The sequence below is a fragment of the Streptomyces sp. SID13666 genome (assembly GCF_010548325.1).
Lineage (GTDB): Bacteria > Actinomycetota > Actinomycetes > Streptomycetales > Streptomycetaceae > Actinacidiphila > Actinacidiphila fildesensis.
In genome coordinates, this window is the sequence record NZ_JAAGLX010000059.1 from 15,934 (window position 1) to 41,843 (window position 25,910).

23 protein-coding genes are annotated in these 25,910 nt (G+C 72.1%); 6 read left to right on the top strand and 17 right to left on the bottom strand.

Annotation, left to right across the window (positions count from 1 at the left end; translation table 11 throughout):
• Nucleotide 1 precedes the first annotated feature (1 nt).
• Nucleotides 2-1,303 (bottom strand): alginate lyase family protein, encoded by a 1,302-nt coding sequence (locus G3I60_RS39285; RefSeq protein ID WP_164298287.1) that lies wholly within the window; start codon nucleotides 1,301-1,303, stop codon nucleotides 2-4.
• Between the two features lie 305 nt (nucleotides 1,304-1,608).
• On the opposite strand from G3I60_RS39285, the gene G3I60_RS39290 reads away from it, so the two are divergent.
• On the top strand, nucleotides 1,609-3,066 hold the full coding sequence (locus G3I60_RS39290; protein WP_343241834.1) for a glycosyltransferase family 2 protein: 1,458 nt from the start codon (nucleotides 1,609-1,611) through the stop codon (nucleotides 3,064-3,066).
• Nucleotides 3,067-3,084: 18 nt separating this feature from the next.
• Here the strand turns inward: G3I60_RS39290 and G3I60_RS39295 are convergent, their stop codons facing one another.
• Complete coding sequence (locus tag G3I60_RS39295) at nucleotides 3,085-3,963, bottom strand: helix-turn-helix transcriptional regulator (protein WP_164298292.1); 879 nt, start codon at nucleotides 3,961-3,963, stop codon at nucleotides 3,085-3,087.
• A 154-nt stretch (nucleotides 3,964-4,117) separates the two neighbouring features.
• On the opposite strand from G3I60_RS39295, the gene G3I60_RS39300 reads away from it, so the two are divergent.
• Both G3I60_RS39300 and G3I60_RS39305 read left to right on the top strand, forming a co-directional pair.
• Nucleotides 4,118-4,981, top strand: a complete 864-nt coding sequence (locus G3I60_RS39300) for an NAD(P)-dependent oxidoreductase (protein ID WP_164298294.1) — start codon at nucleotides 4,118-4,120, stop codon at nucleotides 4,979-4,981.
• Between the two features lie 81 nt (nucleotides 4,982-5,062).
• A complete protein-coding gene (locus G3I60_RS39305; protein ID WP_164298296.1) occupies nucleotides 5,063-5,755 on the top strand; it encodes a DUF5995 family protein in 693 nt (230 codons plus the stop codon).
• 24 nt (nucleotides 5,756-5,779) lie between these two features.
• Here the strand turns inward: G3I60_RS39305 and G3I60_RS39310 are convergent, their stop codons facing one another.
• The 9 genes from G3I60_RS39310 to G3I60_RS39350 all read right to left on the bottom strand — a co-directional run bounded on the left by G3I60_RS39310 (nucleotide 5,780) and on the right by G3I60_RS39350 (nucleotide 14,585).
• Nucleotides 5,780-6,238: a phospholipase gene (locus tag G3I60_RS39310; RefSeq protein ID WP_164298298.1), complete on the bottom strand. Its 459-nt coding sequence runs from the start codon at nucleotides 6,236-6,238 to the stop codon at nucleotides 5,780-5,782.
• 151 nt (nucleotides 6,239-6,389) lie between these two features.
• A complete protein-coding gene (locus G3I60_RS39315) occupies nucleotides 6,390-8,093 on the bottom strand; it encodes an NAD(P)/FAD-dependent oxidoreductase (protein ID WP_138353012.1) in 1,704 nt (567 codons plus the stop codon).
• Nucleotides 8,094-8,132: 39 nt separating this feature from the next.
• Entirely contained in the window at nucleotides 8,133-8,933 is an 801-nt protein-coding gene (locus G3I60_RS39320; protein ID WP_164298301.1) for a carbon-nitrogen hydrolase family protein, read from the bottom strand.
• Between the two features lie 175 nt (nucleotides 8,934-9,108).
• The gene (locus G3I60_RS39325) at nucleotides 9,109-9,564 is read right to left on the bottom strand and encodes an Lrp/AsnC family transcriptional regulator (RefSeq protein ID WP_138353010.1); all 456 of its coding nucleotides are present in this window, start codon (nucleotides 9,562-9,564) and stop codon (nucleotides 9,109-9,111) included.
• Between the two features lie 10 nt (nucleotides 9,565-9,574).
• Nucleotides 9,575-11,065 (bottom strand): amino acid permease, encoded by a 1,491-nt coding sequence (locus G3I60_RS39330; RefSeq protein ID WP_343241835.1) that lies wholly within the window; start codon nucleotides 11,063-11,065, stop codon nucleotides 9,575-9,577.
• Nucleotides 11,066-11,403: 338 nt separating this feature from the next.
• Nucleotides 11,404-12,843 (bottom strand): GuaB1 family IMP dehydrogenase-related protein, encoded by a 1,440-nt coding sequence (locus G3I60_RS39335; RefSeq protein WP_164608360.1) that lies wholly within the window; start codon nucleotides 12,841-12,843, stop codon nucleotides 11,404-11,406.
• Between the two features lie 154 nt (nucleotides 12,844-12,997).
• Nucleotides 12,998-13,312 (bottom strand): barstar family protein, encoded by a 315-nt coding sequence (locus tag G3I60_RS39340; RefSeq protein ID WP_343241836.1) that lies wholly within the window; start codon nucleotides 13,310-13,312, stop codon nucleotides 12,998-13,000.
• Nucleotides 13,309-13,776 carry a ribonuclease domain-containing protein gene (locus G3I60_RS39345; protein ID WP_164298304.1) on the bottom strand — a complete coding sequence of 156 codons (468 nt, stop codon included), beginning with the start codon at nucleotides 13,774-13,776 and terminating at the stop codon, nucleotides 13,309-13,311. The genes G3I60_RS39340 and G3I60_RS39345 overlap by 4 nt, the downstream gene beginning before the upstream one ends.
• 50 nt (nucleotides 13,777-13,826) lie before the next feature.
• Nucleotides 13,827-14,585 carry a GntR family transcriptional regulator gene (locus G3I60_RS39350; RefSeq protein WP_138353007.1) on the bottom strand — a complete coding sequence of 253 codons (759 nt, stop codon included), beginning with the start codon at nucleotides 14,583-14,585 and terminating at the stop codon, nucleotides 13,827-13,829.
• Nucleotides 14,586-14,773: 188 nt separating this feature from the next.
• On the opposite strand from G3I60_RS39350, the gene G3I60_RS39355 reads away from it, so the two are divergent.
• On the top strand, nucleotides 14,774-15,886 hold the full coding sequence (locus tag G3I60_RS39355; protein ID WP_239070829.1) for a glycosyl hydrolase family 18 protein: 1,113 nt from the start codon (nucleotides 14,774-14,776) through the stop codon (nucleotides 15,884-15,886).
• Between the two features lie 35 nt (nucleotides 15,887-15,921).
• Here the strand turns inward: G3I60_RS39355 and G3I60_RS39360 are convergent, their stop codons facing one another.
• Together G3I60_RS39360 and rpe are read right to left on the bottom strand one after the other, a co-directional pair.
• Nucleotides 15,922-16,908, bottom strand: coding sequence for a sugar-binding transcriptional regulator (locus tag G3I60_RS39360; protein WP_187145265.1), 987 nt, complete (start codon nucleotides 16,906-16,908; stop codon nucleotides 15,922-15,924).
• A 110-nt stretch (nucleotides 16,909-17,018) separates the two neighbouring features.
• Nucleotides 17,019-17,684, bottom strand: coding sequence for a ribulose-phosphate 3-epimerase (rpe, locus tag G3I60_RS39365; RefSeq protein WP_138353005.1), 666 nt, complete (start codon nucleotides 17,682-17,684; stop codon nucleotides 17,019-17,021).
• Between the two features lie 176 nt (nucleotides 17,685-17,860).
• Between rpe and G3I60_RS39370 the strand changes: the two genes are divergently transcribed.
• Nucleotides 17,861-20,011 (top strand): MMPL family transporter, encoded by a 2,151-nt coding sequence (locus tag G3I60_RS39370; RefSeq protein ID WP_164298306.1) that lies wholly within the window; start codon nucleotides 17,861-17,863, stop codon nucleotides 20,009-20,011.
• Nucleotides 20,012-20,033: 22 nt separating this feature from the next.
• Here the strand turns inward: G3I60_RS39370 and G3I60_RS39375 are convergent, their stop codons facing one another.
• From G3I60_RS39375 to def, 3 genes are all read right to left on the bottom strand, one after another.
• A complete protein-coding gene (locus G3I60_RS39375; RefSeq protein WP_244809811.1) occupies nucleotides 20,034-21,443 on the bottom strand; it encodes an RsmB/NOP family class I SAM-dependent RNA methyltransferase in 1,410 nt (469 codons plus the stop codon).
• Nucleotides 21,444-21,736: 293 nt separating this feature from the next.
• Complete coding sequence (gene fmt, locus G3I60_RS39380; protein ID WP_138353002.1) at nucleotides 21,737-22,678, bottom strand: methionyl-tRNA formyltransferase; 942 nt, start codon at nucleotides 22,676-22,678, stop codon at nucleotides 21,737-21,739.
• A 112-nt stretch (nucleotides 22,679-22,790) separates the two neighbouring features.
• Entirely contained in the window at nucleotides 22,791-23,336 is a 546-nt protein-coding gene (gene def / locus G3I60_RS39385) for a peptide deformylase (protein ID WP_164298310.1), read from the bottom strand.
• A 301-nt stretch (nucleotides 23,337-23,637) separates the two neighbouring features.
• On the opposite strand from def, the gene G3I60_RS39390 reads away from it, so the two are divergent.
• The gene (locus tag G3I60_RS39390; protein ID WP_138353000.1) at nucleotides 23,638-24,282 is read left to right on the top strand and encodes a hypothetical protein; all 645 of its coding nucleotides are present in this window, start codon (nucleotides 23,638-23,640) and stop codon (nucleotides 24,280-24,282) included.
• A 171-nt stretch (nucleotides 24,283-24,453) separates the two neighbouring features.
• Here the strand turns inward: G3I60_RS39390 and G3I60_RS39395 are convergent.
• Nucleotides 24,454-25,910: primosome assembly protein PriA (locus G3I60_RS39395; protein ID WP_164608361.1), on the bottom strand; the 1,457-nt coding region annotated here is incomplete at its 5' end.

The window sequence follows — 25,910 nt, forward strand, 5'->3', positions numbered from 1 at the left end:
CTCAGCCGGTGATCGAGTCCAGCTGCTCGGCCGCGGGGCGCAGCGCCCACAGGTCGCCGCCCGGCGGGGCCTGGAGCGCGGGCACCGCCGCGCGGGCCTTCGGGTCCCCGGCGTCGGCGGCGGCATGCACGATGTCGCTCGCCGCGTAGGCCCGGAAGTCCAGTTCCGGGTGCGGCCAGGGCACCTTGCCGGTCGCGGCGGGCAGCAGGTAGTCGACCGCGGCGGAGAGCCGCTGCCCGGCCGGACCCCGGTAGGACCACAGGTTCACACCGACGTGCCGGCCGATCGCCGCGAGCCGGGTGAACGCCACCAGGTTGAAGGTGGAGTAGTGCCAGCTGCGGGTGCGGGAGATCTCGCCCGGCTGGCTGCCGTCAGCGGCGATCTGCGGATCGATCCGCCCGGCCCTGGCCTTCAGCACCGTCTGCCGGGCGAGGCCGTCGTGACCGGTGGCGAGCTGGAGCGCGGCCAGCTGCATGTCGAAGAAGGTGCCGTGGTTGTTGGCCGCCGCCGCCTCCTCCTTGCCGAAGGCGCCGCCGAGCCAGTTGCGGAAGCCCTCGTACCAGGTACGCATCCCACCACTGTCGCCCTTGGTCCAGCCGGGGGCTCCGGTGTCGAGGATCGCGGTCGCGTCGAGGACGCTGGTGAAGCCCTGGGAGAAGTCGATGATGCCGATCGCCCGGCCGTCGTACTTGCAGGGGATGATCTGCGCGTGGTCCAGGTTCGGGTTCATCCGGGTGGCCGGATCGGTGAACCAGGTACGCAGGATCTCGGCGGCGTGCCGCGAGTAGGCCGGATCGCCGGTGTAGTACCAGGCGAGGCTGAGGGTGTAGGCGGACGCGAACACCTCGCCGCGCTCGTCGTGGTCGGTGAGTTCGTCAACTTCGGGATTCCGCTGCCCGTCCTTCTGGAGGTACGGGCATCCCATCGGGTTGTCCGCGGTCTTCGGCTGGCTCGCCCACCAGTACGGGGCCTGGCTGAGGTAGTCGTGCTTGTCGCCGCCGGGCGGCGTGCGGTCCTTGTCGGTGACGGTCCACGGGCCCTGGCCCAGCCAGCCGTCGGCCTGTGTCCGCAGGTCGGCGACGGCCCGCCGCAGCGCTGGGTCGCCCTTCGCCAGCCGCCCCTTCGTCTGCCGCAGCTGCTCGCCGTCCAGCACGACGGTCCGCGGCACCTTCGCCGCGGCGCTGGTGTGTGCCGGTACGTGCGCGGGCGCCGCGGACGCGGGCGATGCCATGGGCACGAGCAGGGCGGCGAGCCCGGCCACGGTGGCGAGCAGCGCTCCACGGCTCCTACGTCTTCCGCTCATCAAAGACTCCCATCACATACATGAATGGTGTTCACACTGACGATCGTGTGAGCGTAGGGCAGCCGCTTCGGCCTGACAACGCCTGGCGCAGGATTCATGGATGTGACCGACAGGGGGCGAAATGCCCCGCGCGGCACCGGTTCCCGCGACCGCCCGCCGGGCAGGTACCAATCAATGAACGGAAACCCCGCAACCCCCGCTTTACGCTAGATTGCCCATTCTCGGCAGCGGGATCCCCGCCTCGCCGACCGGATCATGACTTCCCCTCTCTTTGCTGCGGCTATACCAAGGAGGCGACCGCGACCGTGCCCGAGAAATGGGTCAGCGTCATCATTCCGGTCTACAACGCCGTTGATTATCTGGATGAATGCCTGGAATCCGTGGTTCATCAGACGATCGGAATCGACCGTATCGAGGTCGTGGTCGTCAACGACGGATCGACGGACGGCAGCGCCGAGTTGCTCGACAGCTGGGCGGTACGGCATCCGGAGATCCGGGTGCTCCACCAGGCGAATTCCGGCGCTCCCGGGGGCCCGCGCAACCGTGCCATCGACGTGGCCACCGGAGAGTTCCTCTTCTTCGCCGACCCCGACGACTACCTGGGCACCGAGGCTTTCGAGCGCATGGTCGGGGCGGCCCGCCGCGACGATTCCGATGTGGTCCTCGGACGGATCCGCGGGGTCGGCAGGTCCGCGGCCGCAGGACCGTTCCGGCAGAACGTCGCGCGGGGCGACATCTACAGCACCAAGGCGGTATGGAGCCTGACCGCGCACAAGCTGTTCCGCCGCTCGCTGGTGGCCGAGCACGGACTGCGCTTCGCGGAGGGTGTCCGGCTGGCCGAGGAGCAGATCTTCATCGTGCCCGCCTATTTCGCCGCCCGGGCGATCTCGGTGGTCGCGGACTACGACTGCTACTACCTCATGAAGCGGGAGGGATTCGCCCACCTCACCCAACAGGGTCCCGATCCCGAGCACTTCTACGCGGGCATCCGCAAGGTCCTGCAGACGGTGGTCGAGAACACCGAACCCGGCCCCCGGCGCAACAGCCTGCTCCTGCGCTGGGGTCAGGTGGAGATTCTCGGAAAGTTCGGCCGCAGTTTCCCGCGCTGGCCGGCGGACCAGCAGAAGGCCTATGTGCGGCTGGCCGCGGAACTCCTCGAGGACTTCATCCCCGAGGAGGTCCTCGCCCCGCTCTCCCCCCTCGACCAGACCCGCGGGCAATTGCTCCGCCGCGGTCAGCTGGATGAACTGATCGCTCTCGCCCGGTTCGAACAGTCCGACTGGGCGGACATCACCGAAATGGCCTGGCTGCCCGACAACCTGCGGTTCACCGCCACCCTGCGCACCCGGCTGCGGGCCACCAGCCGCCCCGGGAAACTGGAACACCATTTCGTGCTCCAGCGGGTGGGCGACGGGCACGAGGTCGTGGTGCCCACCACGGATCCGGGCGGCGTCGAGCCGGCGCTGACCTTCAGGACCGTCTTCGACGTACGCCATCTCGGCACCGAGGTCCGCAGGCCCGGAGCGTGGAAAATGCTGCTGCGGCTGTCGTACGGCGAGCAGTTCGAGGACTTCCCGGTGCGCTTTCCCGGAACGAAGCTCCCGGCGGGCGCGGCCGGCCGCCGCAGGCTCCGCTCCGGCCTCCGCCCGATGCTCGTCTGGCTCTCCCGTGACCCGGAGAGCCGGGCGGAACTGATCGTCACCAACTGGCGCGGCCTCGCCGGAATGGTCAGGCGCAAGGTCCGCAATCGGCTGTCCCGGTGAGGTGGAGCGCCGCCGCGGTCAGCCGAGGCCGCTCGGCGTGAGGTCCTGCAGCCCCACCACGCGCAGCAGCCGCAGCCGCTCGTAGGAGTCGGTGCCCGGCCGCGCCGAGTAGACGATCAGCCGCTGGTCGTGCTCGGTGCTCAGCAGGACCTCGCAGTCCAGCTCCAGCAACCCCACCACCGGATGCTGGAACCGCTTGGACGAGGAGCGCCGGACGGCCACCTCGTGGGCCTCCCACAGCCGCGCGAACTCAGCGCTGGAGGCGCGCAGTTCCGCCACCAGGCCGGCCGGCCGGGGATCGTCGGGCCGGGCCGCGAGCACCGCCCGCAGATTCGCCACCTGACCGCGCGCGAGCCCGTCCCGGTCCTCGACCGGGAACAGCTCGCGCGCCGCCGGGTCGGTGAACATCCGGCGGACGATGTTGCGCTGCCCCGGCGGGCCGGAGAACACGTCGCCGACCAGCGCGGCGGCCAGCGCGTTCTGTGCCAGTACGTCGCCGAAGTCGCTCATCACCTGCGCCGGGGTGTCGTGCAACCGGTCCAGGACCAGCAGCAGCGCGGGCCTGACATGGGCGGCGCCTTCGCGGTCGTACGCCGGGTCGCCCCGCCGGTGGGCGGGCGACGGCTCCTCCCCCGCCAGATGGAACAGATGGTCGCGCTCGTCCTCCGTCAGCCGCAGCGCCCGGGCCAGCGCGGCCAGCATCTGCCGGGACGGCCGCGGGCCGCGAGCCTGCTCCAGGCGTGCGTAGTAGTCGGCGGACATCCCCGCCAGCTGCGCGACCTCCTCGCGGCGCAGCCCCGGGGTGCGGCGGCGGGCGCCCCCGGTGAGGCCCACGTCCGCGGGGCTGAGGCGCGCGCGGCTGCGGCGCAGGAAGTCGGCGAGTTCGGTTCTGTCCACTCCTCCAGCATGCGGCCGCGGCCGGACGGTATCCAGGGACTGCTGATCCCCGGATCGACGGGTCTCTCCCGCCGCCCGTCCTTCCGCCGCACGCTGGGGCACGGCGGGCACGATCCGCCGGCAGGGCGCACACGGCGGATACGAGGAGCGGGACATGCTGACTTTGGTGACGGGTGCGACGGGCGAGGTCGGACGGCGGTTCGTCCCCCGGCTGCTGGCGCGGACGGCGCCCGGCGACGCCGTCCGGGTGCTGGTGCGGGACGAGGAGCGGGGCGCCCCCGCCGCCGCGCTCGGGGCGCAGGTCACGGTCGGCGAGCTGCGTGACCCGGAGGCGGTGCGCAAGGCGCTGGCCGGGGTGGACACGGTGCTGAACATCGCGGCGGCCTTCCGCGGCGTGCCGGACGAGGAGGCCTGGGCGGTCAACCGCGACGCCGCCCTGGAGCTGGGCCGGGGCGCCGTCGAGGCGGGCGCCGGCCGCTTCGTCCAGGTCAGCACGAACCTGGTGTACGGCGCGGGGCGCGGGCGCCCGGCGGTGGAGGACGACGAGCCGCTGCCCGGCTCCCCGATGTGGGGCGCCTACCCGGCCTCGAAGTCCGCGGCGGAGCAGGGTCTGCTGGCGCTGCACCGCGAGCACGGTCTCGATGTGCGGATCGGCCGGCTCGCCTTCGTCTACGGGGAGGGTGACCCGCATCTGGCGCAGTCCCTGCGGTGGGCGGGCGGCTGGGCCGGGCACCAACGGCTGACGATGGTGCACCACGCCGATGTCGCCCAGGGTCTGCTGCGGCTGCTGCGCGCACCGGGAGCGGCGGGGCGGGTCTACAACATCGCCGATGACACCCCGGTGTCCGCGGTCGAGCTGCACCAGCTCAACGGGGTGGAGCTGCCCGCAGGCATGGCGGGCCGGCCGCTGGACGACCCGTGGGAGGGCGTGGTGTCGACCGCCCGCATCCGCGACGAGCTGGGGTTCAGCCCCCGTTACCCCTCGGTGTGGACCGCGTGGGACGCGGGCGCGCTGTGACCGGCGGTCCGGCATCACCCGTTTCAGGGACGCACCGGCGCGCGGCCGTGCCCCGTGCCCGCCGGCTGGGACGCTGGGCACATGACGACGGTGTGGCGGACGGTCCCCGGTGACGTGGACGAAGTGGTGGCGCGGATGCGCGCGCTGGACGCCGCGCTCCCGCCGCACGACGGCGTCGCGGTGTTCAACCGGGTCTATCTCTCCGTCACCGAGGAGATGCGGCGGCTGATGTCCGCGGGGGTCTTCGACGATCCGCACGCGGCGGCCGAGTTGGACGTACGGTTCGCCGGCCGCTACCTGGCGGCGGTCGGCACGGAGTCCTCCCGGCGCCGGGCCCCCGCCTGCTGGCGTCCGCTGCTGCAGCTGCGCGGGCACCGCGGGGTTCGGCCGCTGCAGTTCGCACTCGCCGGGATCAACGCGCACATCGGCCATGACCTGGCGCTCGCGCTGGTCGACACCTGCCGGGCGCTGGACCGTGAACCCGCCACGATGGAGGGGGACTTCGAGCGGATCGGCGATGTGCTGGTGGCCATCGAGGAGCGGGTGCGCGAGGACCTCATGCCGGGGCCCGACCTGCTGGACGTCGCCGACCCGCTGACCCATCTGGTCGGTTCCTGGAGCCTGGAACGAGCGCGGGACGCGGCCTGGGCCGCGTCCCGCCTGCTCTGGTCCTTGCGGCACACCGGTGCGATGTACCGGGAGTGCGTTGACCGGCTCGACGCGGGCGTGGGGCTCGTCGGCCGGTTCCTGCTCACTCCGCTGGCCGGCCGGTGACGCGGGGCCGGGGCGGACCGGAGGTCAGCCGAACTGCTTGACGGCCTGGTAGTACGTCCAGGCGAGGCTGTTGCAGGCGGCCTTCGTCACGACGTTGTAGCCGTGCGAAGCGCACACCCGCTTGAGGTCCTCGTACAGCATGCTGTCCAGCCGGGGCTTGTTGGCGCTGAACTGTCCGGCCGCCTTGTAGTTGCGGTAGCCGAAGTCGTGGTGGGCACACCCCAGGTTGAACGGGAAGCCCAGCGGGTTGTCGGGCGACGACGAGCAGTAGTCCGTGGACCAGTCGAAGCCGTAGGCGGACCAGGCACCCTGGTTGTTGCGTGCCGAGATGAAGGCGTTGTAACTGGAGGCGCTGGTCTGGGTCCAGCTGGACAGGACCTGGGGTTTGTCGGCGGGTGCCGCCGACGCCGGAACTGCGGCGCCGGCGACGGCGATCAGGGCGGCGGCCGGAAGGGCCAGGACTACGGGCAGGCGACGGCTCATGCGCTACCTCCGGGATCCGGCGGCCCGCGTGGGGCGGGCCGCTTACTCGGAGGATTGCACCGCGAGCGGCTGGCGTCCCGCTATACGCCTCCTTAAGCCCCGGTCACGTTACGACGTCAACCCGGCCGGCCGCACGGATGCCCGGCGGCGCTCAGTCCTCGTCGAGGAAGACCGGCGCGATGTCCTCGTAGACGTCGCCAGGACCGGGGTTGGTCGCGTCGGTCCCGCCGCCGAAGTGGTGCATGACGCCCCACACCGCGTTGAGTGCCGTCTGGACCGCGCCCTCGGCCCAGCCCGCCGTCCAGGAGATGTCGTCGCCCGCGAGGAAGATGCCGCGCTTGTCCTCGGGCAGCGTGTCCTGCATGAAGTGGGTGAACAGCCGCCGCTGGTAGCGGTAGTGGCCGGGCAGGTTGGCCTTGAAGGCGCCCATGAAGTAGGGCTCGTTCTCCCACGACACGGTCACCGGGTTGCCGATGATGTGCGAGCGGATGTCGACCTTGGGGTAGATCTCACCGAGCGAGGTCAGCATGACCTCCATGCGCTCGTTGGCGCTCAGCGGCAGCCACTTGAGGCTGTCGTCGCACCAGGTGTACGACAGGCAGATGGTCGCCGGCTTGTCCGGGCCGTCGTCGAGCAGGTACGTGCCGCGGGTCATCCGGTCGGTGAGCGTCATGCTCATCACGTCGCGGCCGGTCTGCTCGTCCTTGTCCAGCCAGAACGGCCGGTCGACCGGCACGAAGAGCTTGGACGACTCCATGTAGTGGGTGCGCTCGATCGCCGTCCAGTGGTCGATCGGGAAGAGCGAGTCGTCGCAGGCGATCTTGGAGAGCAGCATCCAGGACTGCGCGGTGAAGACCGCCGCCGGATACGTCCTGATGTCGCCCGCCGCGTCGGTGACCGTGATGCGGTTGCCCGCGGTGCGGTGCAGCCGGGTGACCGCCGGGCGCGGCGTGCCGCCGTGCAGCGACGACAGCGACGTGCCCCGCTCCCAGTGCGTGAGCTTGTCCGGCTCGCGGTCCCACAGCCGCAGCGGCAGCTGCTGGCTGCCGCCGACGATGCCGTGGTGGTCGTCGTCGGCGCCGGTGTAGACGACCCGCAGGATCTCCAGGATGGAGTTGGGGAAGTCGGTGTCCCAGCCGCCGGTGCCGAAGCCGACCTGGCCGAATATCTCCCGGTGCCGGAAGGACTTGAAGGCCGGGGAGTCGCAGAGGAACCCGTAGAACGTCTGGTTGTCGAGCTTCTCGACCAGCGCGGACCAGATCTCGCGGATGACGGGGACGTCACGCTCGCGCAGGGCGCGCTGCATCGCGGAGAAGTCCGCGCCGTCCTCCAGGCACGCGTTCCAGGCGTGCATGACCTGGTGGTAGACCTCGGGCAGGTCGTCGACGGACGTGGCGTAGTGCGACTCGCCCTTGAGGTCGACGACGGTCGAGGGGGTGCCGGGCGACAGCGGGTTGGGGAACGGCCGGGTCTGCAGGCCCACCAGGTCCACGTAGTACTGGAAGGCGGTGGACGACGGCGGGAAGCGCATCGCGCCCATCTCCGCGGTCAGGTCGGCGTCGCAGCCCTCGAAGCCGACGGTGCGCAGCCGGCCGCCGATCCGGTCCGCCTCGTAGACGACGGGCTTGAGGCCCATCTTCATCAGCTCGTAGGCCGCGATGATGCCGGAGAGCCCGCCGCCGATGACCGCGACCTCGGTGCCGTGCTCGGTCGCCGGTACGGCACCGAGCCCGGCCGGGCTCGCCAGGTAGTCGTCGTAGGCGTACGGGAAGTCCGGCCCGAACATCGTGATCGGGGGCTCGGCCTGCGCCTGGACATGCTGCTCGTCATGGACCGCGGTGGGCACGGACGTCATCGGGGGGTGTCTCCTCGCGAAAAAGGGGTCAGACGAACGTCAGACGAGCGTGCCGTACAACTCGGGCCGCCGGTCGGGCAGATACGGGGTCTCGTCCCGCGCGGCCCGCAGCAGCTCCGGGTCGGCGTCGGCGATCACCAGCTCCTCACCGGTGCCGGCCCGGGCGCGGACCGTTCCGTCGGGTCCGGCCAGACAGCTGAGCCCGGTGAAGTGGAACTCGCCCTCGGCGCCGCAGCGGTTGGCGTAGGCCAGATGCAGCTGGCTTTCGTACGCGCGGGCCGGGACGAGGGTCTGTGCGACGAACTCGTACGGGCGCATCAGCGCCGTGGGGACGACGAGCAGGTCGGTGCCCGCGAGGGCATGGGCCCGGACGTTCTCCGGGAATTCGACGTCGTAGCAGATCAGCAGCCCGATCCGGGTGCCGTCGAGGTCCGCCTGGACCACGGTGGTGTCGCCGGGGGTGAAGTGCTCGCGCTCGAAGCCGCCGAACAGATGGGTCTTGCGGTAGTTCGCCAGCGCGGTGCCGTCCGGGCCGATGAGCTGCGCTGAGTTGAAGACCGCGGCGCCCGCCCGCTCGGGATAGCCGTACACGATCGCGATGCCGTGCTCGGCGGCGATCTCCGCGACGCGCAGCGCGCCCGGACCGTCGGCGGGCTCGGCCAGCCCGGGTATCCGGTCGCCGAGCGCGTACCCGGTCAGGTACATCTCGGAGGTGGCGAGCAGCCGGGCGCCGGAGGCCGCCGCCCGCCGGGCGGCGCCGTCCAGCGCGGCCAGGGCGGCGCCGGTGGAATCCGGAACGCCGCCGGGGCCTTGGTACAGCGCGATGCGCAGCGGCGGCATGGATCCTCTTCGTCGCTCGATGGTCTGTTCGGGGTCTCTTAGAAGGTACGTTTCCGGCCACCCACGCAACAAGATGTGAATCTTGCGCACCTACCAGCGATCCGTTGCGTCTCGGAGCCGGCCGGCGGCGATCTGTTGCGTATGTGGTTCAGGCCACAGCCTGGGACGGCACGGCCTAGGCCGGCGAGCCCGAGGTGTAGCGGCGCAGCAGCGGCGACAGCACCAGGACGGACTTGGTCCGCTCGACGAACGGCTCCCCGGCGATCCGTTCCAGCACCCGCTCGAAGTGCCGCACGTCGGAGGCGAAGACCTGGACGAGGGCGTCCGCCTCGCCGGTGACGGTCGAGACGGTCGCGACCTCGGAGTAGCGGGCGAGGCCGCGCAGGATGTCGCCGGGGCCGGTGTTGCGCCGGCAGTAGATCTCGACGAACGCCTCGGTCTCCCAGCCGAGCGCCGCCGGGTCCACCCGTACGGTGAAGCCGGTGATGGCGCCGGAGGCCAGCAGCCGGTCCACCCGGCGTTTGACGGCGGGGGCGGAGAGCCCGACCTGGGTGCCGATGTCGGCGTAGGAGCGGCGGGCGTCCTCGGCAAGGGCATGGACGATGCGTTCGTCGAGATCATTCAGGCGCACAGCGGGTGGTTCACACTTCTTCTCGGGCGAGCTGGGACCGGCGCATGCCGTACGTGAAGTACAGCACGAGTCCGCCGGCCATCCAGATTCCGAACCACTTCCAGGTCTGGGCGCCGAGGCTGGTCATCATCCACAGGCACAGCAGGAACCCGATGGCGGGGGTGACCGGGGAGAACGCGACGCGGAAGGTGCGCGGCAGGTCCGGCCGGGTGCGGCGCAGGATGATCACCGCGACGTTGACCAGGGCGAAGGCGAAGAGCGTACCGATGCTGGTGGCGTTGGCGAGCTCGCCGAGCGGCACCAGGGCCGCCAGGATGCCGCAGAAGAGCGAGACGATCACGGTGTTGGCGCGCGGGGTGCCGCTCTTCGGGTCGACCTTCGAGAAGATCTTGGGCACCAGGCCGTCGCGGGACATCGAGAACAGGATGCGGGTCTGTCCGTACAGCACGGTCAGCACCACGCTGGCGATCGCGATGACAGCGCCCGCGGCGAGCAGCACCGCCCAGAAGCTCTGGCCGGTGACCTGGCGGAGGATCTGCGCGAGGGCGGCGTGGGCGTCGCTGAACTGCTGCCACGGCATGGCGCCGACGGCGACCAGCGCCACCAGGCAGTACAGCACCGTGACGATGAGCAGCGACAGGATGATCGCGCGCGGCATGTCGCGCTTGGGGTTCTTGGCCTCCTCGCCTGCGGTGGAGGCGGCGTCGAAGCCGATGTAGGAGAAGAACAGCGTGGCGCCCGCGGCGCTGACGCCCGCCATGCCGAGCGGCATCAGCGGGTGGAAGTTGCCGGCCCGGATGCCGGTGAAGGCGACCGCGCAGAACAGCACCAGCGAGGCGATCTTCACGACGACCATGACGGTGTTGACGCGGGCGCTCTCCCGGGCACCCCGCAGCAGGAACGCCATGGAGAGCAGCACGACCAGCAGCGCGGGGATGTTCACGACGCCGCCCGCGCCCGGCGGGTTGGCGAACGCGTCGGGGATGGTGACCCCGATCGTGCCGTGCAGCAGCTCGTTGAGGTACTGGCCCCAGCCGACCGCGACCGCGGCGACCGACACCCCGTACTCCAGGATCAGGCACCAGCCGCAGAGCCAGGCGATGAACTCGCCCATCGTGGCGTAGGTGTAGGAGTACGAGGACCCCGAGACCGGGATGCTGCCCGCCAGTTCGGCGTAGGAGAGCGCCGAGAAGAGCGCGGTGAACCCGGCGATGACGAAGGAGATCACGACCGCGGGGCCGGCCTTGGGGACCGCCTCGCCCAGCACCACGAAGATGCCGGTGCCGAGGGTCGCCCCGATGCTGATCATCGTCAGCTGCCACATGCCGAGGGTGCGCTTCAGCTCCCCGCCGTCACCGTGGCCGCCCTCGGCGACGAGCCGGTCGACGGGCTTGCGCCGCATCAGCCTGCCGCCGAAGCCGCCGCCGGGGGTGGGGCCGCCCGGGGCGGGATCCGCCCCGGTCCGGTCGCGGGTGGACGGCGCTGCGCCAGTTCGTGCCACTGCGGGAGCTCCTTGGTCGTGCCGGCTCGGACGGCGGCGGCGAGGTCGCGGCGGCACCGTACGGGAGTGCGCGTCCCGGCGCACTACCGGTGGGAACCGCCGAGCTTGGGGTCGCCACCGCTCCACGTACAGGGCATGACCTTACGAGGTATGACGAGTGGCGGTAATGCGGGTCTATTGCGCATGTGCGGATGATCGTTGCGCGAAACCGCCGGAGTGCGCCGAATCATTGCCATCGCTGCGGCAGGTCGTTGCGTTGTCCGCTTTGTGGGGGCGAACGCGAGAGCGCCGGACCGGGCTGGAGTCCCAGCCCGTCCGGCGCTCGGCGTGCTGCGTCATCAGCTCCAGCTGGCGTGCAGGGCCTTGCCCTCGGCGTAGCCGGCGGCGCTCTGGATGCCGACGATGGCCTTCTCCTCGAACTCGGCGAGCGAGCCCGCGCCCGCGTAGGTGCACGAGCTGCGCACCCCCGCGATGATCGAGTCGATCAGGTCCTCGACGCCCGGACGCGTCGGGTCGAGGAACATCCGCGAGGTGGAGATGCCCTCCTCGAAGAGCGCCTTGCGGGCCCGGTCGTACGCGGACTCCTCGCTCGTGCGGTTGCGCACCGCGCGGGCCGAGGCCATGCCGAAGCTCTCCTTGTACAGCCGCCCTTCGGCGCTCTGCTGGAGGTCGCCCGGGGACTCGTAGGTGCCGGCGAACCAGGAGCCGACCATCACGTTGGACGCGCCCGCGGCCAGCGCCATCGCGACATCGCGCGGGTGCCGGACGCCGCCGTCGGCCCAGACGTGCTTGCCGTACTTCTTCGCCTCGGCGGCGCACTCCAGGACCGCGGAGAACTGCGGGCGGCCCACGCCGGTCATCATGCGGGTGGTGCACATGGCGCCGGGGCCCACACCGACCTTGATGATGTCCGCGCCGGCCTCGATGAGGTCGCGCACCCCCTCGGCGGCGACGATGTTGCCCGCCACGATCGGCACCTGCGGGTCGAGGGCGCGGACCGCCCTGACCGCGGTGAGCATCGACTCCTGGTGGCCGTGCGCGGTGTCGACGACGAGTGTGTCGACGCCCGCGTCGAGCAGCTGCTTGGCCTTGACCGCGACATCGCCGTTGATGCCGACGGCGGCGGCGATGCGCAGCTTGCCGTTGGCGTCGGTGGCGGGCGTGTACAGGGTGGCGCGCAGCGCGGCCTTGCGGGTCAGGATGCCGACCAGCCGGCCGTCCGCGTCCACCGCCGGGGCGAGCTTGCGGTTGGCGGCGTCGAGGCGGTTGAAGGCCTCGCGCGGGTCGATGCCGGCGTCCACGAGCAGCAGGTCGCGCGTCATCACCTCGGACAGCTGGGTGAAGCGGTCCACGCCGGTGAGGTCGTGGTCGGTGACGACGCCGACCGGCCCGCCGTCCTCGACGACGACGCCCGCGCCGTGCGCCCGCTTGGGCAGCAGCGACAGCGCGTCGGCGACGGTCTGGTGCGGAGCCAGCGTGATCGGGGTGTCGAGCACCAGGTGGCAGCTCTTGACGTACGCCACGACGTCCGCGACCACGTCGATCGGGATGTCCTGGGGGATCACGACGAGGCCACCACGGCGGGCGACCGTCTCGGCCATCCGGCGGCCGGCGATGGCGGTCATGTTCGCGACGACCAGCGGGATGGTGGTGCCGGTGCCGTCGGGGGACGCGAGGTCCACCGCCTGCCGGGACCCGACCGCGGACCGGCTGGGCACCATGAAGACATCGTCGTAGGTCAGGTCGTAAGGGGGCTTCACGTCATTGAGGAATTTCATACTGGCTGCCTCACCTGCGGTTATACGTCTGGGGCGGGTGGGGAGTCAGCACCGAACCAGCGCCGTCCAGGCTGCGGCTCCTACGCCATCATCGCCGATGCGACCAAGTTCTGGCGAACCGGCGCCCCCCGTTCTGTGCCTTCCACCAGGGGGCTCAGACCTCGTTTGTGGCTTCCTCCACGATCACGTGAAGGGGGGTGTCGGTGTGCTGCCAGAAGTCGGAGGCGTCCCGGAGGATCTGTGTGACGATGCGCCATTCGCGGGGCGAGGCGGCGGCGTACTCCTGCCAGCCCGTGACCCGCAGCCGGCGCCGGGTGGCGGCCGGGCACCAGGACAGGTCGGTGAGGCAGTCCGCCAGGGCGTCCCAGTTGCGGCCGAAGTACTCCGGCAGGGACAGCGACCGGGCGCAGCGGTCCATGAACTCGTGCCGGGTGGTGACACCGGCGAGGTCGAGCACGGTGGCCGTCACCGCAGCACCGCCTTGAAGGTCTGGTAGTGGTCGTCGGTGTAGTAGAACTCCCCGCCCTCGCCGGTGATGATCCGGCGGGCCCCGCGGTCGCGTGAGCCCGGGGTCGTGACGGTGTACTCGTGGTAGTAGCCGGACTTCTCGCGGGGCAGTTCCCTCTCGAAGTTGCTGAACACCGCCCCGTCCTTCGCGTACGGGTACGGGCCGCCCCGGTCGATCAGCGCCAGCGTGTTCCGCGCCTCGGCGGGCAGCCGGCCGGCCGCGACCGTCGCCCGTCCCGAGGCCCAGCCGGGAACGGAGGCGGTGGGGCCGTAGCCGCTGCCCGGGGACGCCGGGGAGCGCGTCGCGGTCCCGGTACCCGTCGTCCCGGTGCGCGTCCCGGTGTCCGAGGAGCAGCCGGTGAGGAGCACGACGAGGCACATCAGGAGCGCGGCGGCGGCCGCGCGCGTGGCGGACCGCAGCAGCATGCGGCCGATGCTGCCACACGGCCCCGGCCGGAGCACGGTGGCGCGCGCGGTCAGACGGTGGGCGTGACCTGGGGACTCGCGGCGTCCGGCGGACCGCTGAGGGCCAGCTGGGAGACCAGCCGGTAGCGGTCGCCGCGGTAGATGGCGTGCGTGTACTCGAAGAGCCGGCCGTGCTGGTCGCGGGTGACGCGCTCGGAGGACAGCACCGCCGCTCCGGCGCTGATGCCGAGCAGCGACGCCTGCACGGTGTCGGCGGACAGCGCCTCGTGGATCTGCTCGGCTGCGGAGGGCTCGATGCCGTAGCGCTCGCGCAGCAGGGAGTAGAAGGAGCCGCTCTCGACGTCGTCCGCGGTGGCGCCGGGCACCAGCTCGCTGAGGACGTGGATGGTCTCCAGCGCCATCGGCTCGTCGTTGACCAGCCGCTGCCGGGCCACCCGCAGCACGGGGGTGCCGGCCTCGACGCGGAGCCGGCTCCCGATGCTCATGCCGGCCGGGATCACCGAGTGGTCGAGGACGCGGCTGGTCCACGTCCCCGGGGCCGCCGGGTAGCCGGACTGATCGGCGGCCGGCGCGGTCACGATCCGCTGGGAGATCTTCGGCGTGCCGACGAACACCCCGCGCCCGTGCTCGCGCACCAGCCAGCCGTCCTTGACCAGTTCGTCCACCACGGCGCGCAACGTCGGCCGGGACGTCTCCAGTTCGACGCACAGCTGCCGTTCGGCCGGGATGGCCTGCCCCACCGCACGGGCCTCGATCAGCGAGATCAGGTGCTCGCGGATCAGATCGCGTTTTCTCAGTCCGGCAGTCATCGGGTACGCCGCTCCCGCGCAGTGAGCACACAGTGGCCAATCTTGTGCTCTCAGCTTAGGTCAGCAGACAGGTTGGCGTAAATAAACTGACCACTTATTGACCAATTGCCGCCTCCTGGTCCACCATCACCCCAGCGCCATCCCCCCACTGGTCAGGATTCCGACCACCGTCACCGGAGGCCAGCACCATGCGCAATCGCCGACTTCTCACCGCCGCCGCCGCGGCCGCCGCCTGTACAGTCGCGGCATTCACCGCCGGATCGGCCATGGGTTCTCCCGCGGGCCGTACGCCCGCCCCGGCCCACGCCGCTCCCGCCGCCGTCCCCGCCGTCCCGTCCGGTGTGCAGCTGCAGGGCTGGCTCTACCCCGGCTCCGCCGGTGAGCCGCAGTGCTCCGGCCAGGCCGAGTACGCCGACAACCGGCTCAGGAGCGGAGCACTCAAGCCCGAGTACTGGGCGGTCCAGCCCAACGGCACCCTGCTCCTGGAGACCACGGCGCAGGGCCTGTGCAACGCCTACAGCGCGGCCAACGTCACCGATCTCAAGGCGCATTCGACGTACCAGTACCCGACCGTCTCGGGCATGGACACCCCCACCGTCCGCGCCCTGGTGGGCAGTTCGGCCCGGCGCGGCCAGGCCGTCCAGCAGCTCACGGCGATGACGGTCAACGCCGGGCTGACCGGCATCGACGTCGACATGGAGGACTACTGGTCCTGGTCCACCGGCGACTTCGCCAACTACCGCACCTTCCTCACCCAGCTCGCCACATCGCTGCACGCCTCCGGCAAGCGCCTGCAGGTGGACGCCCCGGCCATGACCGAGGACGCGCCCTACTACGACTACGCGGCGGTGGTCGCGACGGGCGTCGACGAGCTCGCGATCATGGCCTACGACGACGAGTACGACTCCGACCCGGGCGGAAAGTGCAAGGCCATCACCCCGTACGCCTGGCTGAAGCAGGTCGTCCAGTACGCCCGGAGCAAGGTGCCCAACCACGACAAGCTGGTCATCGGACTGCCCTCGTACGGCTACAGCGCCCCCGCGTCGTGCGACACCTCGGCCATCGAGGGCAACATCCCGTTCAGCGTGATGCGCGGCAAGCCCGGCTGGTCGGGCAACGCGTCCACCATCGAGCAGCGCCGGGACAGCGGATCCGGCGAGATCCGCTGGACCTCGGGCGGAAAGCTCTACGACTACGTCGACCAGACGTCGATGGACCGCAAGCTGCAGGTCCTCACCGGCCTCGGCGTCACCAAGGTCTCGGTGTGGTCCCTCGGCGGGAACCCCTGGTTCACCCGCTGATCCGGCCGGACCAGGGCACGTGCGACCCCGGCGGACTACGGTCCGTCGGGGTCCGCGCGGTCCAGGGCGGGGCGCGGGGCGGCGCCGGTCGAGTACAGCAGGTGGTCGGCGGCGGCCGTGTCCGTCACCAGGCTGGTGACCAGCCCGGAGCGCAGCACGGCGTCGATCGCGGCGGCCTTGCGCAGCCCGCCCGCGATGGCCAGCACCTCGGGGATCCGGCGGAGCCGGTCCGCCTCGATGGTGATGCAGCGCTCGCCCAGGTCGCGGCCGACCCGGCGCCCCGCGGCGTCGAACAGGTGCGAGGACATCTCGGCGGCGACGCCGAGCCCCGCGTAGTGCGCGCGCTCGGCGTCGGTCAGCGCGTCATGGACGGTGGAGATGCCGGCCGCCCAGGAGCCGATCGAGACCACCGCGACGGTGACCTTGTCGAAGTACCCCATGGCGGCGGCGATTCCGCTCTGGGCGCGCAGGGTGGCGGCCGTCGCCGGGTCCGGCAGCACCATCGGCGCGTACAGCGGGTGCGCCTCACCGCCGGAGACCGCGGCGGCGGTCCGCACCGCCTCGACGGAGCCGCGCTCGGCGGTGCCCACGTCGTACACACCGGTCAGCTGGACGACGGTGCACTGCGGCAGCCGGTCCAGGGCGTTGGCCATCGTGATGATGGAGCGGCCCCAGGCCAGGCCGAGCACATCGCCCTCGGTGACCAGCTCGCCGAGCAGGTCGGCGGCGACCTTGCCCAGGTTCTCCGGGTCGGGCGCGTCGGACTGCTCCGGCGGGGTCTCGACGACGACCGCGTGCCGCAGGCCGTAGCGGGCGCGCAGCGCGTCCGAGCGCTCGGCGTCCAGCTCGGCCGGGACCCGGATCTCGATCCGTACCAGGTCACGTTCGAGGGCGGTCTCCAGCACCCGGGCCACCTTGAAGCGGCTCACGCCGAACTCCTCGGCGATCTGGATCTTGGACTTGCCCTCGAGGTAGAAACGGCGCGCCATCGCTGCGGCCTGGACCATCTCGCCGGGGCCCATGCGCACCTGTGTGCGGCCTGTGGTCACGTTGCTCTCCCCAGTTGCCCATCTGATCGGCTCCGCGCTCATCCTCGCAGATGGCGCGGTGTTACGGACGCGTAGCCGGACCGTCAGTGGGTACAGGCCGCCGTGGCCAGCTCACGCAGCCCCCGCACCGCCGCCGCCGGGTCGTCCGCACCGTAGACCGCGGAACCTGCGACGAAGACGTCCGCGCCCGCCTCGGCACACCGTTCGATGGTCCGCTCCGACACCCCGCCGTCGATCTGCAGCCACAGCTCCAGGCCGTGCTTGTCGATCAGCTGACGGGTCCGGCGGATCTTGGGCAGCATGATGTCGAGGAACGCCTGCCCGCCGAAGCCGGGCTCCACCGTCATGATCAGCAACATGTCGAGCTCGGGCAGCAGGTCCTCGTACGGCTCGATCGGGGTGGCGGGCTTGAGTGCCATCGACGCCCGCGCGCCCTTCGCCCGGATCTCCCGGGCCAGCCGCACCGGCGCGGCCGCCGCCTCGACGTGGAAGGTGACGGAACCGGCGCCCGCCTCGACATAGGCCGGGGCCCAGCGGTCCGGGTCCTGGATCATCAGATGGCAGTCGAGCGGGATGTCCGACGCCCTGCTCAGCGACTCCACGATCGGCACACCGAGCGTCAGGTTGGGCACGAAGTGGTTGTCCATGACGTCGACATGGAGCCAGTCGGCGCCTTCCACCGCCTTCGCCTCGTCGGCGAGCCGGGCGAAATCGGCGGAAAGAATACTGGGGTTGATCTGCACGCTCATATGTCCAGCAAACCAGATCCCGGAGGGTCCCCGAGCACCGCCCGTGCAAGGAACGCACCCGTTCCGTAAAATCGCGGAACGATCTCGAACACCGGTGCCATGCTGGCTCTCCAAGCACTCTCCCCACAAGGATTTCGGGAGGGCCGACAGACGAACGCAAAGCGGGGAGACTCGTCGTGGGCGGAACCGGACGGTGGGCACACCTGGTGTGCGGCCGGCGCAGCAAGTGGGTCGTACTCGTCCTGTGGCTGATTCTGCTGGTGGCGGTCTCACCGCTGGCACAGAAGCTGACGGACGAACAGAGGAACGACTCGTCGACGTGGCTTCCCGGGAGCGCGGAATCCACTCAAGTCCTCACCCTCCAGAAGGATTTCCTCCCCGACACCGCTCCAGCCGTCGTCGTATACGCCCGGCCGGGCGGCCTGACCGAGACCGACCGCGCCAAGATCGTCAAGGACACGGCGTCCCTCAAGGCCATGACGCAGCACGGCATCCTCGGCGCCCGCACCGTGGGACCGGTGCTGGAGAAGACCGGCACTCCGCGCGCGGCCCAGATCATCGTCCCGATCAGCGTGGACGCGGGCGGCTGGAACGGCCTGGCCGACGCGGTGAAGGACATCCGCGCCACCGCCGACGCGAACAGCGCCGGCCTCGATGTGCACCTCACCGGTCCTGGCGGCTACGCCTCGGACTCCGCCGAGGCGTTCCAGGGCCTCGACGGCACGCTGCTGTTCTCCGCGCTCGCGGTGGTCGTGGTGATCCTGCTGCTCACCTACCGCAGCGTGACCCTGGTCTTCCTGCCGATCATCTCCGTCATCGGCGCGCTGTTCACCGCCCAGGCGGTGATCTATCTGCTCGCCAGGCACGCCGGTCTGGTGGTCAACGCGCAGAGCGCCGGTATCCTCACCGTCCTCGTCTTCGGCGCCGGCACGGACTACGCGCTGCTGCTCGTCGCCCGGTACCGCGAGGAACTGCGCCGCCACGAGGACCGGCACGAAGCGATGGCCCTGGCCCTGCACCGGGCCGGGCCCGCGGTGCTCGCCAGTGCCTCGACTGTCGCCGTCAGCATGCTGTGCCTGATGGCCGCCGACATGAACTCGACCTCGGGGCTCGGGCCGGTCGCGGCCATCGGCGTGGCCGTCGCCCTGCTCGCGATGACCACGCTCTTCCCCGCGCTGCTCGTCATCGTCGGACGCTGGGCGTTCTGGCCCGCCGTGCCGCACATGGGATCCGACGAGCCGACCCGCAGCGGACTGTGGGCGCGGGTGGGCGGGCGTATTTCCCAGCGGCCGCGCGCGGTCTGGGCGGGCACCGCGGTGGCCCTCGCGGTGCTCTCACTGGGGCTGATCGGCCTGAAGGCGAACGGACTGACGGCCGCCCAGGGCTTCACCGGCACCCCCGACTCCGTGGTGGGCCAAGAGGTCGCGGCGCGGTACTTCCCCGCCGGCGCCGGGCAGCCGCTCGTCGTCATCGCCGACGCCGGGGCCGCGGACCAGGCGCGTACCGCCCTCGGCTCGGTCCAGGGCGTCGCGCCCGGCTCCGTCACCACCCCACCGGGCGTCCCAGCCGAGAAGAACGGCCGGGTCTATCTGGAAGCCACGATGGCTTCGGCGGCCGACAGTACGGCGGCCAAGCAGACCGTCGACCGGGCCCGTGACGCGCTGCACGCGGTGCCGGGCGCCGACGCCAAGGTCGGCGGCGGCACGGCGGTCATCCAGGACGCCAACCGTGCGACCTCGCACGACAACAAGCTCCTCATCCCGATGATCCTCGCCGTCGTGCTGTTCATCCTCGCGCTGCTGCTGCGGTCGCTGGTCGCCCCGCTGATCCTCATCGCGACCGTCGTGCTGTCCTTCGCGGCGGCGCTCGGGGCGAGCACGTTCGCCTTCCACCACCTGTTCGGGTTCGAGGGCGAGGACACCTCGTTCCCGCTGTTCGTCTTCGTGTTCCTGGTGGCGCTGGGCATCGACTACAACATCTTCCTGATGACCAGGATCCGCGAGGAGACGGCCCACTCCGGCACCCGTGCCGGAACGCTCACCGGCCTCGCGGCGACCGGTGGTGTCATCACCTCCGCGGGACTGGTCCTGGCCGGCACGTTCGCCGCGCTGGGCACTCTCCCGCTGGTCGGCTTCGCCGAGCTCGGGGTCGCGGTCGCCTTCGGCGTCCTGCTCGACACGTTCATCGTGCGGTCGATCCTGGTCTCGGCGATCACCCTCGACCTGGGTCACCACGTCTGGTGGCCCAGCAAGCTGGACGCCCCCGGCACCACACCGCCGCAGGCCACCGCCCACCAGCAGGACGACGATCTGGCACAGCGGTCCTGAGACCCGTTCGGCCGCGGGCAGCTCAGGCAGTGCGGCGCAGCAGGGCCAGGTACATGGCGTCGGTGCCGTGCAGATGCGGCCAGAGCTGGACGTCCGGGCCGTCGCCGATCGCGGGGACGCCGGACATCAGGGGGCGGGCGTCGATCCACTCGGCGGCCGGCTGCCCGTCCGTCCCCCAGCTGCCGCTGGTAGGTGCCCCCAGGCCGCGCAGCACGTCGTCGACGACGGCACGGGTCTCCGCCGGGTGCGGCGAGCAGGTGGCGTAGCCGACGACGCCGCCGACGCGGACGGCTCGCAGCGCCTCGGTGAGCAGTCCGCGCTGGAGCGTCGCGAAGCCCGCGACGTCCTCGGCCTTGCGGCGCCAGCGCGCCTCGGGGCGGCGGCGGAGCGCGCCCAGGCCGGTGCAGGGCACATCGACGAGCACCCGGTCGAAGGAGCCCTGGGCCCAGGCGGGACGGGTGCCGTCGGCGACGATCACCTGGTAGGGGCCGGGGTTGCCGGCCAGCGTGCGTTCCACCAGCCGGGCCCGGTGCGGCTGCTTCTCGGACGCGACGAGCAGGGCGCCGCGCTGCGCGGCGAGCGCGGCGAGCAGGGCGGCCTTGCCGCCGGGGCCCGCGCAGCCGTCCAGCCAGAGTGCGTCCCGGCCGTCCAGCGGAGCTGCCGCCAGCGCGGCCGCGACCAGCTGGCTGCCCTCGTCCTGTACCCCGGCCCGGCCCTCACGGACGGCTTCCACCGCGCCCGGGTCGCCGCCCTCGGCCAGCCGTACGGCGTACTGGGACCAGCGGCCGGGCTCGGTCGCCTCCGGCGGGAGCGACGCGGCCACCTCCTCGGCCGTGGAACGGCCGGGACGGGCCACCAACGTCACCTCGGGCCGCTCGTTGTCGGCCTCCAGCAGGTCCTCGATACCGGCCCGGCCGCCGCCGAGCGCGTCCCACAGCGCGGAGACGATCCAGCGCGGATGCGAGTGAACCACGGCGAGGTGCGCCTCGGGGTCGTCGTCGTACGGCGGGGCGACCTGGGCGACCCAGGCGTCGATGTCCTGCGCGGCGATCTTGCGGAGCACCGCGTTGACGAACCGGGCCCGGCCGTCGCCGAGCACGCACCGGGCCAGTTCGACGGTGGCCGAGACGGCGGCGTGCGGCGGGATGCGGGTACCGAGCAGCTGGTGCGCGCCGAGCGCGAGCACGTCCAGCACCGGCGGGTCGACCTCGCGCAGCGGCCGGTCCACACAGGCGGCGATCACGGCGTCGTAGGTGCCCTGACGGCGCAGCGTGCCGTAGACCAGTTCGGTGGCGAGGGCGGCGTCCCGGCGGTCGAACTCGCCGCCCTTCTTGACCGCTTCCGCCTCGGCGTTGCGCAGCAGCGAGGGCAGGACGAGGTTGGCGTACGCGTCGCGCTCGTCGACCGCCCGCAGCGCCTCGAAGGCGAGGATGCGGACCGGATCCCGCTGGGGCCTGCGGTAAGGCTTGCCCTTCGGCCTGCCCTGGGACTTCCCCTGCGAGGTGTTCTGCGGTCGGCTGCGCGGCTGGTCGTTCACGATCAATGTGCTCCGGACTCGGTCGGAAAAAACTGCTGCGCCCGGGCGGCGGGATGCCCCCTCCCGCGCACAGGGCGTGAACAAAGCGTACGGCCGCCGGCCCGCCGACCGCTCACCCGGGCGACCGGGGCCGGCCGCGGGACGTCGCCGTCCGGCGGGACGGCGCTCTTCGTCGGAAGGGGTGCGGGCTACGCGCCCAGGCGGGTGCCGGAGGCGAGGCGGACGCCGCGCGCCCAGTCGGCGGCGCGCATCAGCTTCTTGCCCTGCTGCTGCACCTCGCCGAGTTCCACGGCGTGGCTGCCGGTGCCCACGTACACCGCGTTCTTGGCGACGGAGAGCTCGCCGGGGGCCAGTCCCGCGAGGTCCTCGCGGCCGGGCAGCGGGGTCACGGGGCCGAGCTTGAACCGTTCGCCGTCGAGCAGCGTCCAGGCGCCGGGCGCCGGGGTGCAGCCGCGGATCAGCCGGTCGACGCGCAGCGCGGGCGCGTTCCAGTCCACCGCCGCGTCCTCGACGGTGATCTTGGGGGCGATGGTGATGCCCTCGGTGGGCTGTGTACGGGGCACCAGGCGGCCGTCCTCGATGCCGTCCATGGTCGCGGTGAGCAGCCCGGCGCCGCTGTGCGCGAGCCGGGTGAGCAGATCCCCGCTGGTGTCGGTGGGCCGGACCTCCTCGGTCACGACGCCGAAGACCGGGCCGGAGTCGAGCCCCTGCTCGATGAGGAACGTCGAGGCGCCGGTGACCTCGTCACCGGCCATCACCGCGTGCTGTACAGGAGCCGCGCCGCGCCAGGCGGGAAGCAGCGAGAAGTGCAGGTTGACCCAGCCGTGCACCGGGATCTCGAGCGCGGCCTTGGGCAGCAGCGCGCCGTACGCGACGACCGGGCAGGCGTCCGGGGCGATCTCCCGGAGCCGGGCGAGGAAGTCCTCGTCCCGCGGCTTCACGGGCTTGAGCACCTCGATGCCGGCCTCCTCGGCCCGCTGGGCGACCGGGCTGGAGACCAGCTTGCGGCCGCGGCCCGCGGTCGCGTCGGGGCGGGTGACGACGGCGACGACCTCGTGCCGGTCCGACGCCAGCAGCGCCTCCAGGGCGGGGACGGCGACCTCGGGAGTGCCTGCGAAGACGAGCCTCATCGTGGGTTCTGTGCCTCTCGTTGGCAGGGGGGACGGCCGTGGGCGGTGGTCCGCGCGGCGGGTCGGACGGCGGTCAGGGCAGCGGTCAGGGCAGCGGTTCGGGCGGCCGGACTCACAGCGCGCTGCCGAAGGTGCTGTGCGGGGAGACCTTCACCTGCGGCACGCCCAGGTCCGCCCACTCCGCCTCCCGGATCGCCTTCATCGCGGCCTTGCGTTGCTCGGCGTCGAGCCGGTCGATGAAGATGATGCCGTCGAGGTGGTCGGTCTCGTGCTGGATGCAGCGGGCCAGCAGCTGGGTGCCCTCGATGGTGACCGGGTCGCCGTACATGTTGAAGCCCTTGGCGACGACACCGTAGGAGCGGACGCAGTCGTAGGTCAGGCCGGGGAGCGACAGACAGCCCTCGGGGCCGTCCTGCTCCTCCTCGCTGAGCGTGAGGTCCGGGTTGACCAGATGCCCCAGTTCGCCGTCGACGAAGTAGGTGAAGACCCGCAGCGAGACGCCCAGTTGCGGGGCCGCGAGGCCGGCGCCCGGCGCCGCCTGCATGGTCTCGGTCAAATCCTGGACGAGGGTGCGGAGTTCCTTGTCGAAGGTGGTGACAGGCTGCGCCGTCATGCGCAGCACCGGGTCGCCGAAGAGGCGGATGGGCGTGACGGACACGGCTGGCGGGCTCCCGGGTCGGACGGATCTGGCGGCACCCCTGGGGGCACCCCCGGACGAAGTTCGGGGGATGTGGCTGTGGGGGCACCTCCCAGCGGTAGCTGGGGGCCGTCCAATTCTAGGGGCCGACCCGTTCGGGGGTGCACGCGGTCGTTCGCGCCCCCCGGAAACATCAGCACGCCCCCTGATGCGTGACTCGATGGCCCGCTGGAGCGTTGGTCAAGAGAGATTGACCGAAAAAGGGCCATCACACCACGGACACGGCCCGATCCTTATCAACGCCGGTTGGAGAGGCTTGTTGATGCCCGACCACGCAACCCATGACGCCCAGGCCCGGGCAAGCCTGCACCTACTGGTGCGGGACATCGAAAGGGTCCGCCGACAGGTGGACGCGCTACGGACCCTGACCGCCCAGCTGGGCAATGTGTACCGACCGCGGCGCAGCGGTCCCGCCGCCGGATTCGTCGTCTACGGACGCGCCCCCGCACCCACCGTGCGGCTCGCCCAGGAACTCCGCGACAGTGTGGAGACCCTGGTCACGGCGGCGGTGGAGTTCGACCGCTCGCTGGGGTTCTCCTGGGACGCGGTGGGCTCCGCCCTCGGGGTGACGAAACAGGCGGTGCACCGCCGGTACGGGGCGCGCCGCCATGCCGTCCACGGTACGGAGGACGAGTCCTCGCAGCCGGACACCACGGGGGTGCACGCCGCGGCGTCCGCTCCCCCGATGGCCGGCGTGCCGGCGGCGCGCTCGATGCCAGACCAGATGTCCGCGCCGATGTCGGGGCAGCCGGCCGGGCCGATGTCCGGGCACCTGCCCTCGCAGGGGTCCGGGCCGTTGCCCGCGCAGCTGCCGCAGCAGATGCCGGGACATGTGCCCGGACATCTGCCGGCCAACGCCCGGGAGGACGCCTTCCCCGGCGCGCTTCCCGGTCCGCGCAGCGGCTGAGCGACACCACCCGCACCACCGCACCGCACCCGCACCACCCGCACCGCTGCACCACCCGCGGTGCGTTTCCGCAGGACCAGCCGCCCCGCCGCCCGCCACGCCGACAGGTCGGACGCCGGGGCGGCGCCATGTCCAGAACCGGACCGGACGTCCTGGGTCTCTGGGGACCGGTCAGCCGATGTCCAGCGGGTCGATGCGGACCAGGACCTGATCGGTCTGCTTGAGCGCCGTACGGGCCACCTGTGCGGCCTTGAGAGCGGCGGCCAGCGCCGCCCCGCTGCCCGGCGGGACCCTGATCAGCATCCGCTCCCGGTGCTCCCCCGCCGGGGCGTCCCCGGCCCCGCGCGGTCCGCCCGGCCGGTCGCCGGACACCGGGACCGGTCCCAGGACGGCGGCCCCCTCGGGCAGCCGGGCCAGCTCGACCAGTGCGGCCACCGCCGCCGGGCTCCCGGTCACGGAGGCCATCCGCGAAACGGGTGGGAAGCCCAGTTCGGCCCGCTCGGCCAGTTCGCGGGCCGCGTGCCCGGCGGGATCCCAGCGCACCAGCGCCTGGACCGGCCGCAGCGTGGGCTCGGCCAGCACCAGCACCGTGCCGCCCTCGGTCGCGGGCCTGACCAGGGCGGCCGCGCCCGTCCAGCGGCGCAGCGTCTCCTCCCCCGCCCGCAGGTCCGGCCGGTTGAGCAGCGCCCAGCCGTCCAGCAGCAGCGCGGCCGCGTAGCCGCCCTCCGCGACCGGTTCGGCGCCCGGCGTGGAGATGACCAGCGCCGGGGTACCGGTGACGGCTCCGAGGATGCCGTCCCGTCCCGAGGTGCGGACCGGGACCTTCGGGAACGCCCGGCCGAGTTCGTCCGCGGTCCGCCGGGCGCCGACCACCTGGGCGCGCAGCCGGAACCCACCGCACTCCTGGCAGTGCCACGCCGCCTCGGGGCGGCCGCACCATCCGCACTGCGGCGCGCTGCTGCCGTCGGTCAGCTCCAGCGGTCCCGCGCACTTTCCGCACCGGGCGGGTTCCCGGCAGCGTTCGCAGGCCAGCCGCGGCACATAGCCGCGGCGCGGGACCTGGACGAGGACGGGGCCGCGCAGCAGCGCGTCCCTGGCCACCTGCCAGGCCAGGCTCGGCAGCCGGGCGGCGCGGGCCGCCCCGTCCCGCGCCTGGTCGCCGTCGCCGATGGTGCGGACGAGCGGCGCCGCCGCCCGGACCGCCTCACGGGTGGCGTCCACCGGCAGCGCCCACTGGGTCTCGACGAGCTGGGCGCCTTCGACGGTGCGGATGAGGCCGCCGAGCAGGAAGGCCGCCCGCTCCTCCGTGGCCCGCAGCAGCAGCACGTCCCGGGCGTGCGGCATGGGGGCGTGGGGCTCGGCGTGGCTGGAGTCGCCGTCGTCCCACAGCGCGACCAGGCCGAGGTCCTGCACCGGGGCGAACATCGCGGCCCGGGTGCCGACGACCGCCCGGACGGCGCCCCGGCTGACCGCCAGCCAGCGCCGGTAGCGCGCCTCGGGGCCGGCATCCGCGGTGAGCAGGACGTGGTGGCCCTCGCCGAGCAGCGCGGTGAGCGCCGCGTCGACCCGGGCGGCGGCCCGGCCGTCGGGCAGCACCGCGAGCGCGCCGCGGCCCGAGGCGAGGGTGG

What these genes read in the sequence shown, in the direction of transcription:
- rpe (WP_138353005.1), bottom strand. Translation starts at nt 17,684, where the DNA reads ATGAGCGTGCAGATCAACCCCAGTATTCTTTCCGCCGATTTCGCCCGG.
- G3I60_RS39320 (WP_164298301.1), bottom strand. Translation starts at nt 8,933, where the DNA reads ATGCCGCCGCTGCGCATCGCGCTGTACCAAGGCCCCGGCGGCGTTCCG.
- G3I60_RS39350 (WP_138353007.1), bottom strand. Translation starts at nt 14,585, where the DNA reads ATGACTGCCGGACTGAGAAAACGCGATCTGATCCGCGAGCACCTGATC.
- G3I60_RS39300 (WP_164298294.1), top strand. Translation starts at nt 4,118, where the DNA reads ATGCTGACTTTGGTGACGGGTGCGACGGGCGAGGTCGGACGGCGGTTC.
- G3I60_RS39335 (WP_164608360.1), bottom strand. Translation starts at nt 12,843, where the DNA reads ATGAAATTCCTCAATGACGTGAAGCCCCCTTACGACCTGACCTACGAC.
- G3I60_RS39345 (WP_164298304.1), bottom strand. Translation starts at nt 13,776, where the DNA reads ATGCTGCTGCGGTCCGCCACGCGCGCGGCCGCCGCCGCGCTCCTGATG.
- G3I60_RS39310 (WP_164298298.1), bottom strand. Translation starts at nt 6,238, where the DNA reads ATGAGCCGTCGCCTGCCCGTAGTCCTGGCCCTTCCGGCCGCCGCCCTG.
- G3I60_RS39285 (WP_164298287.1), bottom strand. Translation starts at nt 1,303, where the DNA reads ATGAGCGGAAGACGTAGGAGCCGTGGAGCGCTGCTCGCCACCGTGGCC.
- fmt (WP_138353002.1), bottom strand. Translation starts at nt 22,678, where the DNA reads ATGAGGCTCGTCTTCGCAGGCACTCCCGAGGTCGCCGTCCCCGCCCTG.
- G3I60_RS39305 (WP_164298296.1), top strand. Translation starts at nt 5,063, where the DNA reads ATGACGACGGTGTGGCGGACGGTCCCCGGTGACGTGGACGAAGTGGTG.
- G3I60_RS39390 (WP_138353000.1), top strand. Translation starts at nt 23,638, where the DNA reads ATGCCCGACCACGCAACCCATGACGCCCAGGCCCGGGCAAGCCTGCAC.
- G3I60_RS39360 (WP_187145265.1), bottom strand. Translation starts at nt 16,908, where the DNA reads ATGGGCCCCGGCGAGATGGTCCAGGCCGCAGCGATGGCGCGCCGTTTC.
- G3I60_RS39355 (WP_239070829.1), top strand. Translation starts at nt 14,774, where the DNA reads ATGCGCAATCGCCGACTTCTCACCGCCGCCGCCGCGGCCGCCGCCTGT.
- G3I60_RS39315 (WP_138353012.1), bottom strand. Translation starts at nt 8,093, where the DNA reads ATGACGTCCGTGCCCACCGCGGTCCATGACGAGCAGCATGTCCAGGCG.